16 protein-coding genes are annotated in these 14547 nt (G+C 66.0%); 10 read left to right on the top strand and 6 right to left on the bottom strand.

Annotation, left to right across the window (positions count from 1 at the left end):
- Positions 1–11: 11 nt before the first annotated feature.
- Together AC2EBS_RS14360 and AC2EBS_RS14355 are read left to right on the top strand one after the other, a co-directional pair.
- Complete coding sequence (locus AC2EBS_RS14360) at positions 12–1148, top strand: PilT/PilU family type 4a pilus ATPase (protein WP_484729101.1); 1137 nt, start codon at positions 12–14, stop codon at positions 1146–1148.
- Positions 1149–1166: 18 nt separating this feature from the next.
- Complete coding sequence (locus AC2EBS_RS14355) at positions 1167–2069, top strand: NAD(P)-dependent oxidoreductase (RefSeq protein ID WP_484729100.1); 903 nt, start codon at positions 1167–1169, stop codon at positions 2067–2069.
- 10 nt (positions 2070–2079) lie between these two features.
- Here the strand turns inward: AC2EBS_RS14355 and AC2EBS_RS14350 are convergent, their stop codons facing one another.
- Genes AC2EBS_RS14350 through AC2EBS_RS14340 form a run of 3 tightly spaced genes read right to left on the bottom strand, consistent with a single transcriptional unit; the run spans position 2080 to position 3774 of the window.
- On the bottom strand, positions 2080–2730 hold the full coding sequence (locus AC2EBS_RS14350; protein ID WP_484729099.1) for a BON domain-containing protein: 651 nt from the start codon (positions 2728–2730) through the stop codon (positions 2080–2082).
- A 40-nt stretch (positions 2731–2770) separates the two neighbouring features.
- Positions 2771–3340 carry an SIS domain-containing protein gene (locus tag AC2EBS_RS14345; protein ID WP_484729098.1) on the bottom strand — a complete coding sequence of 190 codons (570 nt, stop codon included), beginning with the start codon at positions 3338–3340 and terminating at the stop codon, positions 2771–2773.
- A 44-nt stretch (positions 3341–3384) separates the two neighbouring features.
- Complete coding sequence (locus AC2EBS_RS14340; protein WP_484729097.1) at positions 3385–3774, bottom strand: YraN family protein; 390 nt, start codon at positions 3772–3774, stop codon at positions 3385–3387.
- Between AC2EBS_RS14340 and rsmI the strand changes: the two genes are divergently transcribed.
- From rsmI to htpG, 5 genes are all read left to right on the top strand, one after another.
- Positions 3773–4687 (top strand): 16S rRNA (cytidine(1402)-2'-O)-methyltransferase, encoded by a 915-nt coding sequence (rsmI, locus tag AC2EBS_RS14335; RefSeq protein ID WP_484729149.1) that lies wholly within the window; start codon positions 3773–3775, stop codon positions 4685–4687. The genes AC2EBS_RS14340 and rsmI overlap by 2 nt on opposite strands.
- A 23-nt stretch (positions 4688–4710) precedes the next feature.
- Positions 4711–6174, top strand: a complete 1464-nt coding sequence (gene tldD / locus AC2EBS_RS14330) for a metalloprotease TldD (RefSeq protein ID WP_484729096.1) — start codon at positions 4711–4713, stop codon at positions 6172–6174.
- Positions 6175–6452: 278 nt separating this feature from the next.
- Positions 6453–7577, top strand: a complete 1125-nt coding sequence (locus tag AC2EBS_RS14325; RefSeq protein ID WP_484729095.1) for a 3-deoxy-7-phosphoheptulonate synthase — start codon at positions 6453–6455, stop codon at positions 7575–7577.
- Between the two features lie 42 nt (positions 7578–7619).
- Positions 7620–7931, top strand: a complete 312-nt coding sequence (locus AC2EBS_RS14320) for a hypothetical protein (protein WP_484729094.1) — start codon at positions 7620–7622, stop codon at positions 7929–7931.
- A gap of 126 nt (positions 7932–8057) precedes the next feature.
- Positions 8058–9938 (top strand): molecular chaperone HtpG, encoded by a 1881-nt coding sequence (gene htpG / locus AC2EBS_RS14315; protein WP_484729093.1) that lies wholly within the window; start codon positions 8058–8060, stop codon positions 9936–9938.
- Between the two features lie 26 nt (positions 9939–9964).
- Here the strand turns inward: htpG and AC2EBS_RS14310 are convergent, their stop codons facing one another.
- The 3 genes from AC2EBS_RS14310 to AC2EBS_RS14300 form a co-directional block, all read right to left on the bottom strand.
- Positions 9965–11038, bottom strand: coding sequence for a serine/threonine protein kinase (locus AC2EBS_RS14310; protein ID WP_484729092.1), 1074 nt, complete (start codon positions 11036–11038; stop codon positions 9965–9967).
- A gap of 83 nt (positions 11039–11121) precedes the next feature.
- Entirely contained in the window at positions 11122–11931 is an 810-nt protein-coding gene (locus AC2EBS_RS14305; protein ID WP_484729091.1) for a DUF2726 domain-containing protein, read from the bottom strand.
- A gap of 159 nt (positions 11932–12090) precedes the next feature.
- The gene (locus tag AC2EBS_RS14300; RefSeq protein ID WP_484729090.1) at positions 12091–12831 is read right to left on the bottom strand and encodes a GNAT family N-acetyltransferase; all 741 of its coding nucleotides are present in this window, start codon (positions 12829–12831) and stop codon (positions 12091–12093) included.
- A gap of 266 nt (positions 12832–13097) precedes the next feature.
- Here AC2EBS_RS14300 and rplM point away from each other — a divergent pair, with 266 nt between their 5' ends.
- The 3 genes from rplM to erpA all read left to right on the top strand — a co-directional run bounded on the left by rplM (position 13098) and on the right by erpA (position 14514).
- Positions 13098–13526, top strand: a complete 429-nt coding sequence (gene rplM / locus AC2EBS_RS14295; protein WP_484729089.1) for a 50S ribosomal protein L13 — start codon at positions 13098–13100, stop codon at positions 13524–13526.
- Positions 13527–13535: 9 nt separating this feature from the next.
- Positions 13536–13928: a 30S ribosomal protein S9 gene (gene rpsI / locus AC2EBS_RS14290; protein ID WP_484729088.1), complete on the top strand. Its 393-nt coding sequence runs from the start codon at positions 13536–13538 to the stop codon at positions 13926–13928.
- Between the two features lie 214 nt (positions 13929–14142).
- Positions 14143–14514, top strand: a complete 372-nt coding sequence (gene erpA, locus AC2EBS_RS14285; RefSeq protein ID WP_484729087.1) for an iron-sulfur cluster insertion protein ErpA — start codon at positions 14143–14145, stop codon at positions 14512–14514.
- Positions 14515–14547 lie beyond the last annotated feature (33 nt).

Raw genomic sequence — 14547 nt, 5'->3', positions numbered from 1 at the left:
CAGGATCGACCATGGAACGCGACCAGGCCTCGAAATTCATCAACGATCTGCTGCGCCTGATGGTGTCGCGGCGGGGCTCGGACCTGTTCCTGACCGCGGACTTTCCGCCGGCGATCAAGGTGGATGGCAAGGTCACCAAGGTCTCGCCGCAGCCGCTGACCGGCAATCACACCTTGCAGCTGGCGCGTTCGGTGATGAACGACAAGCAGGCGGCCGAGTTCGAGCGCACCAAGGAGTGCAACTTCGCGATCTCGCCGGCGGGCATCGGGCGCTTTCGCGCCAATGCCTTTCTGCAGCAGGGCCAGGTGGGCATGGTGCTGCGCACGATCCCGGCGACGCTGCCGACCATCGAGTCGCTGGACCTGCCGCCCATACTCAAGGACGTGGTGCTGACCAAGCGAGGCTTGGTCATCGTGGTGGGCGCCACCGGCTCGGGCAAGAGCACCTCGCTGGCCGCGATGATCGACCACCGCAATGAGCAGACCTACGGCCACATCATCACGGTCGAGGACCCGATCGAGTTCGTGCATCCGCACAAGAACTGCATCGTCACGCAGCGCGAGATCGGCATCGACACCGACGGCTGGGAGAACGCGCTGAAGAACACGCTGCGCCAGGCGCCCGACGTGATCCTGATGGGCGAGATCCGCGACCGCGAAACGATGGAACACGCGGTGGCCTTCGCCGAGACCGGCCACCTGTGCATGGCCACGCTGCACGCCAACAGCGCCAACCAGGCGCTGGATCGCATCATCAACTTCTTCCCCGAAGAACGGCGCAGCCAGCTGCTGATGGACCTGTCGCTCAACCTGCGTGCGCTGGTCTCGCAGCGCCTGCTGCCGCGCCAGGAGGGCAAGGGCCGCATCGCCGCGGTGGAGATCCTGCTGAACACGCCGCTGATCTCGGACCTGATCTTCAAGGGCGAGGTCGGCGAGATCAAGGAAGTGATGAAACGCTCGCGCGAGCAGGGCATGCAGACCTTCGACCAGGCGCTCTTCGACCTCTACGAGATGGGCAAGATCAACTACGAGGATGCGCTGCGCAACGCCGACTCGGTCAACGACCTGCGTCTGCAGATCAAGCTCAACAGCCAGCGCGCACGCAGCGGCGACCTGTCCTCGGGCACCGAGCATCTGACGATTGTTTGACCAGGAACGACGAGCATCATGACTTCAAGCGCCACCCGCAGCTACGAGCCCATTTCCCCCCGCAAGGTGGCCTTTCTGGGCCTGGGCGTGATGGGCTACCCGATGGCCGGCCATCTGGCGCGCGCCGGGCATCAGGTGACGGTCTACAACCGCACTGCGGCCAAGGCCGAGGCCTGGGCGGCCGAGTACGGCGGCGCCAGCGCCGCCACGCCGGCAGCGGCGGCGCAAGGCGCGGACATCGTGTTTGCCTGTGTCGGCAACGACGACGATCTGCGCTCGGTCGTGCTCGGTGAGGCCGGCGCGTTCGCCGGCATGAAGCCCGGTGCCGTGTTCGTCGATCACACCACGGCATCGGCCGAGGTGGCGCGCGAGCTCCACGCCGAGGCGCTCAAGCGCGGTCAGCACTTCATCGACGCGCCGGTCTCCGGTGGTCAGGCCGGCGCGGTCAACGGCGCACTGACCGTGATGTGCGGCGGCGAGGCTCCGGTGTTCGAGGCCATCAAGCCGGTGGCGATGGCCATGGCCAAGGCGGTGACCCTGGTCGGCGAGCCGGGTGCCGGACAGCTGGCCAAGATGGTCAACCAGATCTGCATCGCCGGCCTGGTGCAGGGCCTGTCCGAGGCGATTTCCTTCGGACAGCGCGCCGGCCTGGACATGAAGCTGGTGCTGGATGTGATCGGCAAGGGTGCCGCGCAGAGCTGGCAGATGGACAACCGTGGCAAGACCATGGTCGACGACCAGTTCAACTTCGGCTTCGCGGTGGACTGGATGCGCAAGGACCTCGGTCTGGTGCTGGACGAGGCGCGCCGCAACGGCGCCAAGCTGCCGGTGACCGCGCTGGTCGACCAGTTCTACGCCGACGTGCAGGGCATGGGCGGCGGTCGCTGGGACACCTCCAGCCTGATCAAGCGGCTGAAGTAGCCCAGGCGGCTCACCTGCCCTGGCCGTCTTGCGGGACAGGCTTGGGCGTGATGCGCGCCAGCTCTTCCTCGCTGATCAGCTCGAAGGCGCGCACCACCTTCTTGACGCCGGCGATGCCGCGGATCAGCTCCGTGGCGCGCCTGGCCTCGCGCTCGGTGACGCGGCCCATGATGAAGACCTCTCCACGCTCGACCACCACGTAGAAGGCGTTGGAAATCAGATCCCGTGCATCGATCAGCGTGAGCTTGATCTTGCTGGACAGTGCCACGTCGTTGGACCGGCTGGTCAGCGAGCTGTTGAAGCCCACCATCAGCTCGTTGAGCACCTTGTTGACGTTCTCCACCTGGGCCACGATGCGCTCGACCTCGGCACGTTCGGCCTCGCCGGGCACCTCGCCGGTGAGCAGCACGGTCCGGTTGTAGCTGTTCACATTGACGTGGATGCGGTTGCCGAAGCGCTCGCGCAGGCGGCTCGCGGCCTTGAGCTCGATACCTTGATCCTCGACCTGCGTGCCCGAGGTGCGCCGGTCGGTAACCATCAGGGCGCTACCCACCATTGCGCCGCCGACGACGATGGGCGCGCAGGCGCTGACAAGCAGCGAACTGGCCAGCAGGGCGGCCAGCAGCAGGGGACGGCGCGAGTGGTTGTGGAGCTTGGGCATGGTGACGTTCGCTAAGGGGGAATGGGGGCGGTGGGCGACCTCAGTCGCTGCTGCCGAGCAGTTGTACGTCGATCGCGTCGCACAGGCAGTGGAGAAGCAGTCGCTGTGCCTCGGCGCTGCGGCCCAGGCGCGAATGCGGCACGCGGATCTGCACATCGGTATCGAGCAGGCGACCACGCAGGGCTTCGTCCTGGCTGCCGGTCAGGGCAATGACACTCATCTCCTGCGCGTGCGCGGCCGCCACCAGTTCGGCATGCCGTGTGTCGCAGGCCTGGGCCTCGATAAGCAGCAGCAGATCGCCCGGATGACCCAGGGTCTGGATCTGTCGCTGCAGGGCGGCGGCCACATCCGGCCCGCCGGCCTGCGGGTCCAGCGCCAGGGCTGCCAGACCAGGGCGCTCGCGCTCGAAACCGCCGACCAGCAGCGCCGCGAGGTAGCGGGCATCGAGCGCCGCCGCACCCAGGCCGCAACACAGCACGCGCGCACCGCCGGTGATGCCGTCGACCAGCATCTGTGTCGCGTCGGCGAGCGGGCGCGACAGCCCTTCCGCAGACTGATAGAGCAGATCGGCGCTCTCGAAGAATTGTTGTTGGATCCGTTGCTCCAGCATGGGGGCGAATGATAAGCGAGCGGGTTAACCCCGAATCGCGGATGTCATTCCGTGGCGAATGCCGCCTGCAGCCATTCGACGCTGTCGCCATCCAGGGCCATGACGTCGAAGCGACAGGGCGGTGGCGACGCGAGGCGAAGCAGGTAGTGCTGCGCGGCGAAGACGATGCGACGCTGCTTGGCGGCGCCTATGCTGGCCGCGGCACCACCATGGCTGGCACTGGCACGGGCCCGCACTTCGATGAAGACCAGCGTGCCGTCACGCGGGTCGCGCATGATCAGGTCGACTTCGCCGCCGCGCGCATGCGGCCCGCGCGCGACCCGATAATTGCGCTCCAGCAGCCGCAGCCCCTGCTGCTGCAGGTAGCGCAGCGCCCGGTCTTCGGCCCGATCGCCGCTTGCCTTCGTCGTGGAGCCTTCCCGCTTGTCCAACATGCCCGCCTCCGTGCTGAGTAGCGCAGCCGCAGCCGCGGCCGGCGGCCAGCAGTATCCCGCCGCCACGCTCTACGTGGTGGCCACGCCCATCGGCAATCTGGCGGACATCAGCCTGCGTGCCATCCACGTGCTGGGCCTGGTGGACGCGATCGCCTGCGAGGACACGCGCGTCAGCGCGGGCCTGCTGCGTCATCTGGGGCTGCACAAGCCGCTGATCGCGCTGCACCAGCACAACGAACGCGAGGCGAGCGAGCAGGTGCTGGCCCGGCTGCGCCAGGGCGAGCGTGTGGCTTATGTCAGCGATGCCGGCACGCCGGCGGTGTCCGATCCTGGCGCGGCCCTCGTCGCGGCGACTCAGGTGGCTGGCCTGCGTGTGCTGCCCATCCCCGGTGCGAGCAGTGTGGTGACCGCGCTGAGTGCCGCCGGAGACTGGCGCGCACAGGGCTTTGCCTTCGCCGGCTTCCTGCCGACCAAGGCGGCCGAACGGCGCAGCGCGGCACAGGCCCTGGTGGGTCAGGTGCATAGCGTGGTGCTGTTCGAGGCGCCGCACCGCATCAAGGATCTGGTGGCCTTGCTGGCTGAGCTGGCGCCCACGCAGGACCTGACCCTGTGCCGCGAACTCACCAAGCAGTTCGAGACGGTGCACACCGCGCCGGCGGCGCAATTGCCGGCCTGGCTGGCGGCCGATGCGCAGCGCGAGCGCGGAGAATTTGTGCTGGTGCTGCATGCGGCGCCTGCCGCATCGGCGCCCGACGAAGCCCTGGAGCCGCAGACCGAACGCCTGTTGCGCGTGCTGTTGCGCGAACTGCCGTTGAAGCAGGCGGTGGCGCTGTCCGCCGAGCTCAGCGGTGCGCCGCGCAATGCCCTCTACCAGCATGCCTTGGCGCTGAAAGCCGGCACAGGCGAGGAATAGAGCCGACTCCTACAATCGGCCGCATGATCTCCGTCGAACCTACCCTGGCCCGTCTGGCGACGGCCCGCAGCCATCTGCTGGAGCCCTTCGGCCTCAGCGAGTCCACGCTGGCCCAGGCCTTGCGGCTGATCACCGAGCATCGCGTCGATGACGCCGACCTCTACTTTCAGACCACGCGCGCCGAGGGCTGGAGCCTGGAGGAAGGCATCGTGAAGAGCGGCAGCTTCTCGATCGACCAGGGCGTGGGCGTGCGTGCGGTGGCCGGCGAGAAGACCGCCTTCGCCTACTCGGACGACATCTCCGAGGCCGCGCTGTTCGATGCGGCGCGCACCGTGCGCTCCATCGCCGCGGCAGGGCAGAGCAAGCGGGTGAAGGTGCCCGCGCAGAGCGTGGTGGCGGCCAGCCGCAGCCTTTACGGCGAGGCCGATCCGATCGCCAGCCTGGACAGCACCGAGAAGGTGGCGCTGCTCGAGCGCGCCGAGCGCATGGCGCGCGCCAAGGATCCGCGCATCGTGCAGGTGATGGCCGGCCTGGCTGCCGAGCACGAGGTGGTGCTGGTCGCGCGTGCCGACGGCACGCTGGCGGCCGACGTGCGCCCGCTGGTGCGGCTGTCGGTGACGGTGATCGCCGAGAGCAACGGCCGCCGCGAGGTGGGTAGCGGCGGCGGCGGCGGGCGCTTCGGCCTGGCCTATTTCAGCGACGAGATGATCGCCAGCTATGTGGAGCAGGCGACTTCGGCCGCGCTGACCAATCTGGAGTCGCGTCCGGCCCCGGCCGGCGAGATGACTGTGGTGCTGGGCCCGGGCTGGCCCGGCGTTCTGCTGCACGAGGCGGTGGGGCATGGCCTGGAAGGCGACTTCAACCGCAAGGGTTCTTCGACCTTCGCCGGCCGCATCGGCCAACGCGTGGCCGCCAAGGGCGTGACGGTGCTGGATGACGGCACGCTGCCGGATCGTCGCGGCTCGCTGAACATCGACGACGAGGGCTGCGCTTCGCAGCGCAATGTGCTGATCGAGGACGGCATCCTCAAGGGCTATATCCAGGATGCGATGAATGCGCGGCTGATGAAGGTCGCGCCCACCGGCAACGGCCGTCGCGAGAGCTATGCCCATGTGCCGATGCCGCGCATGACCAACACCTATATGCTCGGTGGCGACAAGGACCCGCAGGAAATCATCGCCAGCATCAAGAAGGGGCTGTACGCCAGCAACTTCGGTGGCGGGCAGGTGGATATCACATCCGGCAAGTTCGTCTTCTCGGCCAGCGAAGCCTTCTGGGTGGAAGACGGCAAGATCCAGTATCCGGTCAAGGGCGCGACCATCATCGGCAACGGGCCTGATGCGCTGACCCGCGTCTCGATGATCGGCAACGATATGCGCCTGGATACGGGCGTGGGCGTGTGCGGCAAGGAAGGCCAGAGCGTGCCGGTGGGCGTGGGTCAGCCGACGCTGCGCATCGACGGATTGACCGTCGGCGGCACCGCCTGAGCAAGGCTTGTCCGCGCTGCGGCGCTGCAACAGACGCATTGACGGGGGCTGCGGCCCCCGTGCTACATTCAAAGCCATGCGCTCGATTGGCAATTCCTACTTTTTTGCCTTCTTTTGGTTCTCGCACCGCACCGGCGGAGGAGAGGCGAGCGCGTAAGCAGGCAAGACCAAAGCGCAGCGAATCTCAAGAAACCGCCGGGACACCCCGGCGGTTTTTTTTTGCCGCCCTGCGCAATGGGCCTCAGATCGGACAACGAATTCCCACAGCACCACGCACCATGAACGCCAAGACCACCGCCCAGCACCAGGCCGAACGCTGGTACTCCCCGCAGGACAAGACCAGCCAGACCGACGACCAGCGCATCCGCGACATCACGCCGCTGCCGCCGCCCGAGCACCTGATCCGCTTCTTCCCGATCAGCGGCACGCCGATGGAGGGCCTGATCAGCAAGACCCGGCACCGCATCCGCGACATCATGCAGCGCAAGGACGACCGCCTGCTGGTGATCATCGGTCCCTGCTCGATCCATGATCCGGCCGCGGCGCTGGAGTACGCACGCCGGCTGATGGTGCAACGCGAGAAGTACGCCGACACGCTGGAGATCGTGATGCGCGTCTACTTCGAGAAGCCGCGCACCACGGTGGGCTGGAAGGGCCTGATCAACGACCCCTATCTGGACGAGAGCTACCGCATCGACGAAGGACTGCGCATCGCGCGTCAACTGCTGCTGGAGATCAACCGCCTGGGCATGCCGGCGGGCAGCGAGTTTCTCGACGTGATTTCGCCGCAGTACATCGGCGACTTGATCTCCTGGGGCGCAATCGGTGCGCGCACCACCGAGAGCCAGGTGCACCGCGAGCTGGCCTCGGGCCTGTCGGCGCCGATCGGCTTCAAGAACGGCACCGACGGCAATATCAAGATCGCCACCGATGCGATCCAGGCGGCGGCGCGGCCGCACCACTTCCTCTCGGTGCACAAGAACGGTCAGGTCGCCATCGTCGAGACCAAGGGCAACAAGGATTGCCACGTCATCCTGCGCGGCGGCAAGGCGCCCAACTACGATGCCGAGAGTGTCGCGGCCGCATGCAAGGAGCTGGCTGCAGCCAAGCTCGACCCGACACTGATGATCGACTGCTCGCATGCCAATAGCAGCAAGCAGCACCAGCGCCAGCTGGACGTGGCGCGCGACATTGCCGCCCAGCTCAAGGCCGGCAGCAAGCACATCTTCGGCGTGATGGTCGAGAGCCATCTGCACGACGGCGCGCAGAAGTTCTCCCCGGGCAAGGACGATCCGGCCAAGCTCGAGTATGGCAAGAGCATCACCGATGCCTGCCTGGGCTGGGACGACTCGCTGGAGGTGTTGGAAGAGCTGAGCCAGGCGGTCAAGGCCGCCCGCGGCTGAGTCACAATCGCAGGGCAGTCCACTCGTACGAGGAGTCCGTCGATGCGCACCGAAGTGAAGGTCGTGTTCAGTCCCGAGCAGGAGTTCAATCTGGCCGTCGATGACGGCGAGGTCTTGAGCTTCGAAGCCGCCCGGCGCTGGCTGGATGAGCAGTTCGTCAAGAACGGCTGCGAGCCGATCCGTGGTTCGGGCAAGGTGCTGATCGCCGACAAGATCCTGGCGGTGGCTGCCGCGCTGGGCCCGGCGGCCTTCGCCGACCCGGCGTTCGGACTTGACTATGCCCGTGCGACCAGCGGCGCGCTCAGCAAGGCACTGGTCAAGGTGGACGTGCCCAAGCTCAGCGTCTCCTACTGAGGCCCTCTTGAAAGGCGCCGCCGAGCCCCCACCTCCGGGGGCGCCGGCGGCGTTTGCGTTTCCTGCCCGCCGGCAGCTTCTAGAACCCAATCTAACGCGGAAACCACGAGTCCCGACACCACAGCCATGGCCAAGCAAACCCATTCCTTCCAGGCCGAGGTCAAGCAGATCCTGCACCTGGTCACCCATTCGCTGTATTCCAACAAGGAGATCTTCCTGCGCGAGCTGGTCTCCAACGCCTCCGACGCCTGCGACAAGCTGCGCTTCGAGGCGCTGGACAAGGCCGAGCTGTTCGAGGATCAGCCGAACCTGGAAGTGCGCGTCTCCTTCGATGCCGAGAAGCGCACCGTCACCATCAGCGACAACGGCATCGGCATGAGCGCCGACGAAGCGGTGGCGCATCTGGGCACCATCGCCAAGAGCGGCACGCGCGAGTTCATGGCCAAGCTCGAGGGCGAGCAGAAGAAGGACGCCAACCTGATCGGCCAGTTCGGCGTGGGCTTCTACTCGGGCTTCATCGTCGCCGACCGCATCACCGTCGAATCGCGTCGCGCCGGGCTGCCGGCCGATGCCGGCGTGCGCTGGAGCAGCGAGGGCACCGGCGACTTCGAGGTCGAGGCGATCAGCAAGCCGGGGCGCGGCACCGACGTGATCCTGCATCTGCGCGAGGGCGAGGATGAGTTCCTCAAGACCTGGCGGCTGAAGTCCATCATCAGCAAGTACTCCGACCACATCTCGCTGCCCATCCTGATGCGCAAGGAGAGCTGGGACGCCGAGAAGGGCGAGCAGCAGCTCACCGACGAGTGGGAGGCGGTCAACAAGGCCTCGGCGCTGTGGACACGCAGCAAGAGCGAGGTCACGCAGGACGAGTACGAGAATTTCTACAAGCAGATCTCCTACGACAGCGAGGCGCCGCTGGCCTACACGCACAACCGAGTCGAGGGCCGCAGCGAATACACGCAGTTGCTCTACATCCCCAAGAAGGCGCCCTTCGACCTGTGGAACCGCGACAAGCGTGGCGGCGTGAAGCTCTATGTGAAGCGTGTCTTCATCATGGACGACGCCGAGGCGCTGATGCCGGTGTATCTGCGCTTTGTGAAGGGCGTGATCGACTCGGCCGACCTGCCGCTGAACGTGTCGCGTGAGCTGCTGCAGGAAAGCCGCGACGTGAAGGCGATCCGCGAGGGTTCGACCAAGCGCGTGCTGTCTATGCTGGAGTCGCTGGCCGACAGCGAGGATCAGGCCGAACGCGACAAGTACGCAGCCTTCTGGAAGGACTTCGGCCAGGTGCTCAAGGAGGGCATCGGCGAAGACCACCAGAACCAGGAGCGCCTGGCCAAGCTGCTGCGTTTTGCCAGCACCGAGGCCGACGAGGGTGTGTCCTTCGCGGACTACTTGAAGCGCATGAAGGACGGTCAGGAGGCGATCTACTACATCACCGCCGACTCACTGGCCGCCGCGAAGAACAGCCCGCAGCTGGAGATCTTCCGCAAGAAGGGCATCGAGGTGCTGCTGCTGGTCGACCGCGTCGACGAGTGGATGCTCTCGCATCTCTACGAATTTGAAGGCAAGCCGCTGCAGTCGGTGGCTAAGGGTGCCGTCGATCTGGGCAAGCTGCAGGACGAGGAAGAAAAGAAGAAGGCCGAGGAGGCCGCCGAGGCCTTCAAGCCGGTGCTGGAGCGCCTGAAGGAAGCGCTGAAGGACCGCGCCAAGGACGTGCGCGTGACCACGCGCCTGGTGGATTCGCCGGCCTGCTTGGTGGTGGGCGAGGGCGATATGAGCGGCCATCTGGCGCGCCTGCTCAAGCAGGCTGGCCAGAGCGCGCCGGTCTCGCTGCCGACGCTGGAGGTCAATGCCGAGCACCCGCTGGTGAAGAAGCTGGAGAGCAGCGAGCGCTTCGAGGACCTGGCTCATGTGCTGTTCGACCAGGCGGTGCTGGCCGAGGGCGGCAACCTCGAAGACCCGGCGGCCTATGTGAAGCGCATCAACGCGATGCTGCTGGGCTGAAGACCGACCCAGGCCGCTGATGCGGCCTATCTGAATCCGGCGTCGAACTCGAAATCGTCGTCGGGTTCGGCGTAGCGCGCTGGCGTGTCGTCGACCGTGCGCATCGCTTCGAACTGCTCGCGCAGCTTGACGACTTGGTCGTTCCAGTAGTTCGGCGTGCCGAACCATGGGAAGGCCAGGGGAAAGGCCGGGTCGCCCCAGCGCCGCGCCAGCCAGGCGCTGTGGTGGATCATGCGCAGCGTGCGCAGCGGCTCGATCAGGCGCAACTCGCGGCGATCGAAGTCCGCCACGGTTTCGTAGCCTTCGAGCACGGCGCCGAGCTGGCGCTGCGCGGTCTCGGCATCGCCGGCGAGCAGCATCCACAGGTCCTGCACCGCAGGCCCGTTGACGGCATCGTCGAGGTCGACGAAATGTGGCCCATGGTCGGGAGTCCAGAGGATGTTGCCGGGATGGCAGTCGCCGTGCAGGCGCGTGAGGCGCAGGTCCGGCAGCGCATCGAAGGCTGTCGCTACGGCCTCCAGGCTGCGCCTGGCGATGTCGTCCCAGGCTGGCCTGATCTCCGGCGGCAGGATCTCGTTGGCGATCAGCCAGTCGCGAGCTGCTTCACCGGGTGCCGCGCTGGCCCAGCTCAGGCGGTGCGTGAAAGCCTGGCGAGCGCCTACGGCGTGCAGTCGCGCCAGCAGCCGGCCGATCCAGCGCAGCACCTCGGGGTCTTCCAGTTCGGGGGCACGACCGCCCTGGCGGCCGGTGACCGCGAAGCGCTGGCCGTCGAGCAGGGCCAGCGTCGGCGGCGTGCCCTGCAGATGCAGGGTGGCGCTGTGCGCCTCCAGCGCCCAGGGCGATGCCACCGGCACCTCGGCCTCGGCCAGTTCCTTGGCGAAGGCATGCTCCTCGAGGATCTGTGCGTCGCTCCAGCGTTGCGGGCGATAGAACTTGGCCACGGCGATGCGGCCATCGTCCAGATGGACCTGCAGCACGCGGTTCTCGTAGGAGTTGAGCTGCAGCACGCAGCCATCGCAGCGCAGGCCGGCAGCCTCGAGCGCGTCGAGCATAAAGTCGGGCGTCAGGCCGGCAAAGCTGGCGTCAGGTGGGGAGCTCATCGCTGAAGGGATTGCGGCGAAAAACAAAACGGCGCCGACCCGAGGTCAGGCGCCGTCGTAGGCGGTCAGCCGCAGTGTAGCGACTAGCGGCGGCCGTAGCGCGGACTGTCGACGACCACGCCGACGATGTCGTTCGGCGCTTCGTCGGGGTACTGCGACTCGGTGCCCAGCGGCTCGGCGAACGGGCGGCTGTGGCCGAAACCGGAATTCAACTCCGATGTGCGAGACATCGGGCCGTCGGCGCCCAGGCTGTCGTAGCGCTGGTCGGGTGCGAAGAACGAGTCGTGGAACACTGACGAATCTTGCCAGAGCGTCCCTCGACCGGAGCGTCTCATCGGTCGCCCAGCGAGGGCCTGGCGCTGCACCATAGCCTGCGGCGGGGCAGGTTGAGGGCCCCGCGAGGCACTGCTGCTGTAGGGCACGAGCAGCTGAAGCTCAGCCGCGCTGGGTAGATTGTCGATCGGGCAGCGCAGATAGCGCACCCGGCAGGCGGCCAGCACCGACTGCTTGATCTGCAGGCTGCGTCCAGACGAGTTCCGCTCAGTGTCCAGATCGATCGCGGCGAGCACGCGGCCATTCGGGCTGCAGATCGCGAAGGTGACGTGGATGGCCCCGAGCAGGTCGAACCAGTAGCGCACCTGTTTGGCCTCGGTCGGCTGGCAGAAGCGCACCAGCGGCAGCTTGGACAGGATCACATGGTGGGGCAGCGCTTCGCGCAGCAGGCGATAGACGCGACGCTCATCCGCGCTGAAGACAGGCCGGGGACTCAACGCCCAGTCGCTTGGCAAGGGTTTGCTCGTCTGCCGGGGGCGCCGCCACAGCCACAGCGCGCCAACGACCAGCAGCAGGGTGCAGGCCACCAGAGCGATGATCCATGGAACAAGTGCGTGCATTTCCCTCGCCATCCCGAGAGCCTGGCGCCACCGGTGGCGGCTAGCCTTTTGGTATTGAATAGGAAATGTAACGGAATTCGCGCTCCGACCGTCTGGGCATACCCCCAGGGTCGCGGGATGAGCGCAAGCAGGCCCTACGGGCGCGGCGCAGCCGGCTGCCTATTCCTTGGCGGCACGTCCGCCGTCTTCGTACTTCGACTTCACTTCCGCGACCACGTCGAGGAAGTTGCCCAGCGCCTTCACATGCCGCTTGAACTGGAAGTCCAACTCACCAATGTGACGCTCGATCGCTTCGTCGACATGCGAAGCCACGGTATCGGGTGGCAGGCGAAGCCAGGCTTCCGACTCACTGCCGTCGCGCTCGACGATCGCCCCGGCCTTACGTGCGATTGCCAGCATGGGCCCGTTCTCGCTGAGCGCGTGGATGAACATGGTGTCGATGCCACGGTTGCGCGCATGCAATGCGGCATGATCAAAAAGGCGGGCGCCGAAACCCCGTCCGCGCGCCTTGGCCGAGACAGATACACCGAATTCCGCCATTGCCGCACGGCCGGGGATTTGTGGTGCCGGCGAATAGGCCAGATGCGCCATCGCGACCAGTTCAAGTCGGCGGTTGAAGATGCCCAACACCTCATCGCGCTCGAAATCGAGACTCAATGCGTAGCGGCTGATCTGCTCGTCAGTGGCCGGGTAGCCAAAGCGAAGGTAGCGGTCCCGGTCGCTCAAGGCCAGGAGATGGAGGCGTATGCGCTGCCGGTGGCGTCGCGACAGCGAACGGATGGGCACCCAGGAGGCCCAGCTGCGGCGCAGCGCGGATACCGGGTTCCAGGATGTGGCATCGTGGGTGCCAGCATCCGGCTTGGCGGCCTTGTCTGCGTCGGAGGGTGGGAAATTGCTCATGGCGTGTAGGTAGTTCCACTTATCCTAGCTTGTCCCGCGCCGCACCGGGCAGACCTCAGCGGTGATAGTTGGCCCTTTGTGGATCCATGTGCAATCTGTTAGACTGCAAAGCTTCCCTTTGAATGACTGGGGGAAGAGCTTGGTTCGCCTGGCGTGAGAGGTCGCCCTTCATAAGCGACACCGAACGAGAGGCGTTCCGGGACCATGGACAGTCATGCAATCCGCCCTGCGGCCATGTTTGGTGGCAGGGTGAACGAAAGAAACTCATGAAGACCTTCAGCGCCAAGCCGGCCGAAGTGACGCACGAGTGGTTTGTGATTGACGCCACCGACAAGGTGCTCGGACGTGTTGCCAGCGAAGTGGCACTCCGTTTGCGCGGCAAGCACAAGGCCATCTACACGCCTCACGTCGACACCGGCGACTTCATCGTCGTCATCAACGCAGACAAGCTGCGCGTCACTGGCAACAAGGCCACTGACAAGGTGTACTACCGTCACTCGGGCTTCCCCGGCGGCATCTACGCCACGAAGTTCAAGGACATGCAAGCCAAGCATCCGGGGCGCGCCCTGGAGAAGGCCGTCAAGGGCATGCTGCCCAAGGGTCCGCTGGGCTATGCCATGGTGAAGAAGCTGAAGGTCTACGCTGGTGGTTCCCACCCGCACGCCGCTCAGCAGCCCAAGGTGCTGGAAATCTAAGGAGCGGCAATGATCGGAAACTGGAACTACGGTACCGGCCGCCGCAAGTCGTCGGTCGCTCGCGTCTTCATCAAGAAGGGCACGGGCCAGATCATCATCAACGGCAAGCCGGTCGAGCAGTACTTCGGCCGTCAGACCTCGATCATGATCGCCAAGCAGCCCTTGCTGCTGACCAACAATGGCGAAGCCTTTGACATCAAGGTCAACGTCCATGGTGGTGGCGAGTCGGGTCAAGCCGGTGCTGTGCGCCACGGTATCACCCGCGCGCTGATCGACTACGACGCAACGCTGAAGCCCGAACTGAGCCGCGCTGGCTTCGTCACGCGTGACGCGCGTGAAGTGGAGCGTAAGAAGGTCGGTCTGCACGGCGCTCGTCGCCGCAAGCAGTTCAGCAAGCGCTGATCGCCGATCTGGCGCCGCCTCTTTGGCGGCGCTTGGCAACAAGGCCGCCCGCGAGGCGGCCTTGTCGTTTCTGCGGCATGCGGCCTGCACGACGCAAAGCCCGTCGACTGGCAAGGGCAAGGCTTGCGATGCGATCATTTGCCCCAATACTTGAGCGCGTAGCCAGGAGATAATCCGAGCTGCCGTAACGCCTAGATCACCAGAGGATTCCCCCATGAGCGCAGTTCTTGAAAACACCGCCGGCCAGACCGAGATGCCCGCGCCGCTGATCTTCACCGACAGCGCGGCAGAAAAGGTGCGTGATCTGGTTGCCGAGGAAGGCAATCCGGAGTTGAAGCTGCGCGTCTTCGTGCAGGGTGGCGGTTGCTCGGGTTTCCAGTACGGCTTCACCTTCGACGAGGTCGTCAACGAGGACGACACGCAGATGAACAAGAACGGCGTCACGCTGCTGATTGACGCGATGAGCCTGCAGTACCTGGTTGGCGCCGAGATCGACTACAAGGAAGACCTGCAAGGCGCGCAGTTCGTCATCAAGAATCCGAACGCGACGACCACCTGCGGTTGCGGTTCGAGCTTCTCGGTCTGAGCGCGGCCCCGTCGCTTCGAATGTAAGCCGCCC

This window comes from Roseateles sp. T103, assembly GCF_057219915.1.
The sequence above is the reverse complement of the archived record's forward strand: the minus strand, read 5'-3'. Positions and strand labels throughout refer to the sequence as shown.

Bases quoted from the DNA above. Each gene is read 5' to 3' on its own strand.
- rsmI (WP_484729149.1), top strand. From the start codon at position 3,773: ATGCCCGCCTCCGTGCTGAGTAGCGCAGCCGCAGCCGCGGCCGGCGGC.
- AC2EBS_RS14345 (WP_484729098.1), bottom strand. From the start codon at position 3,340: ATGCTGGAGCAACGGATCCAACAACAATTCTTCGAGAGCGCCGATCTG.
- erpA (WP_484729087.1), top strand. From the start codon at position 14,143: ATGAGCGCAGTTCTTGAAAACACCGCCGGCCAGACCGAGATGCCCGCG.
- AC2EBS_RS14340 (WP_484729097.1), bottom strand. From the start codon at position 3,774: ATGTTGGACAAGCGGGAAGGCTCCACGACGAAGGCAAGCGGCGATCGG.
- rpsI (WP_484729088.1), top strand. From the start codon at position 13,536: ATGATCGGAAACTGGAACTACGGTACCGGCCGCCGCAAGTCGTCGGTC.
- AC2EBS_RS14305 (WP_484729091.1), bottom strand. From the start codon at position 11,931: ATGCACGCACTTGTTCCATGGATCATCGCTCTGGTGGCCTGCACCCTG.
- tldD (WP_484729096.1), top strand. From the start codon at position 4,711: ATGATCTCCGTCGAACCTACCCTGGCCCGTCTGGCGACGGCCCGCAGC.
- AC2EBS_RS14320 (WP_484729094.1), top strand. From the start codon at position 7,620: ATGCGCACCGAAGTGAAGGTCGTGTTCAGTCCCGAGCAGGAGTTCAAT.
- AC2EBS_RS14300 (WP_484729090.1), bottom strand. From the start codon at position 12,831: ATGAGCAATTTCCCACCCTCCGACGCAGACAAGGCCGCCAAGCCGGAT.
- AC2EBS_RS14310 (WP_484729092.1), bottom strand. From the start codon at position 11,038: ATGAGCTCCCCACCTGACGCCAGCTTTGCCGGCCTGACGCCCGACTTT.
- rplM (WP_484729089.1), top strand. From the start codon at position 13,098: ATGAAGACCTTCAGCGCCAAGCCGGCCGAAGTGACGCACGAGTGGTTT.
- htpG (WP_484729093.1), top strand. From the start codon at position 8,058: ATGGCCAAGCAAACCCATTCCTTCCAGGCCGAGGTCAAGCAGATCCTG.
- AC2EBS_RS14325 (WP_484729095.1), top strand. From the start codon at position 6,453: ATGAACGCCAAGACCACCGCCCAGCACCAGGCCGAACGCTGGTACTCC.
- AC2EBS_RS14350 (WP_484729099.1), bottom strand. From the start codon at position 2,730: ATGCCCAAGCTCCACAACCACTCGCGCCGTCCCCTGCTGCTGGCCGCC.
- AC2EBS_RS14355 (WP_484729100.1), top strand. From the start codon at position 1,167: ATGACTTCAAGCGCCACCCGCAGCTACGAGCCCATTTCCCCCCGCAAG.
- AC2EBS_RS14360 (WP_484729101.1), top strand. From the start codon at position 12: ATGGAACGCGACCAGGCCTCGAAATTCATCAACGATCTGCTGCGCCTG.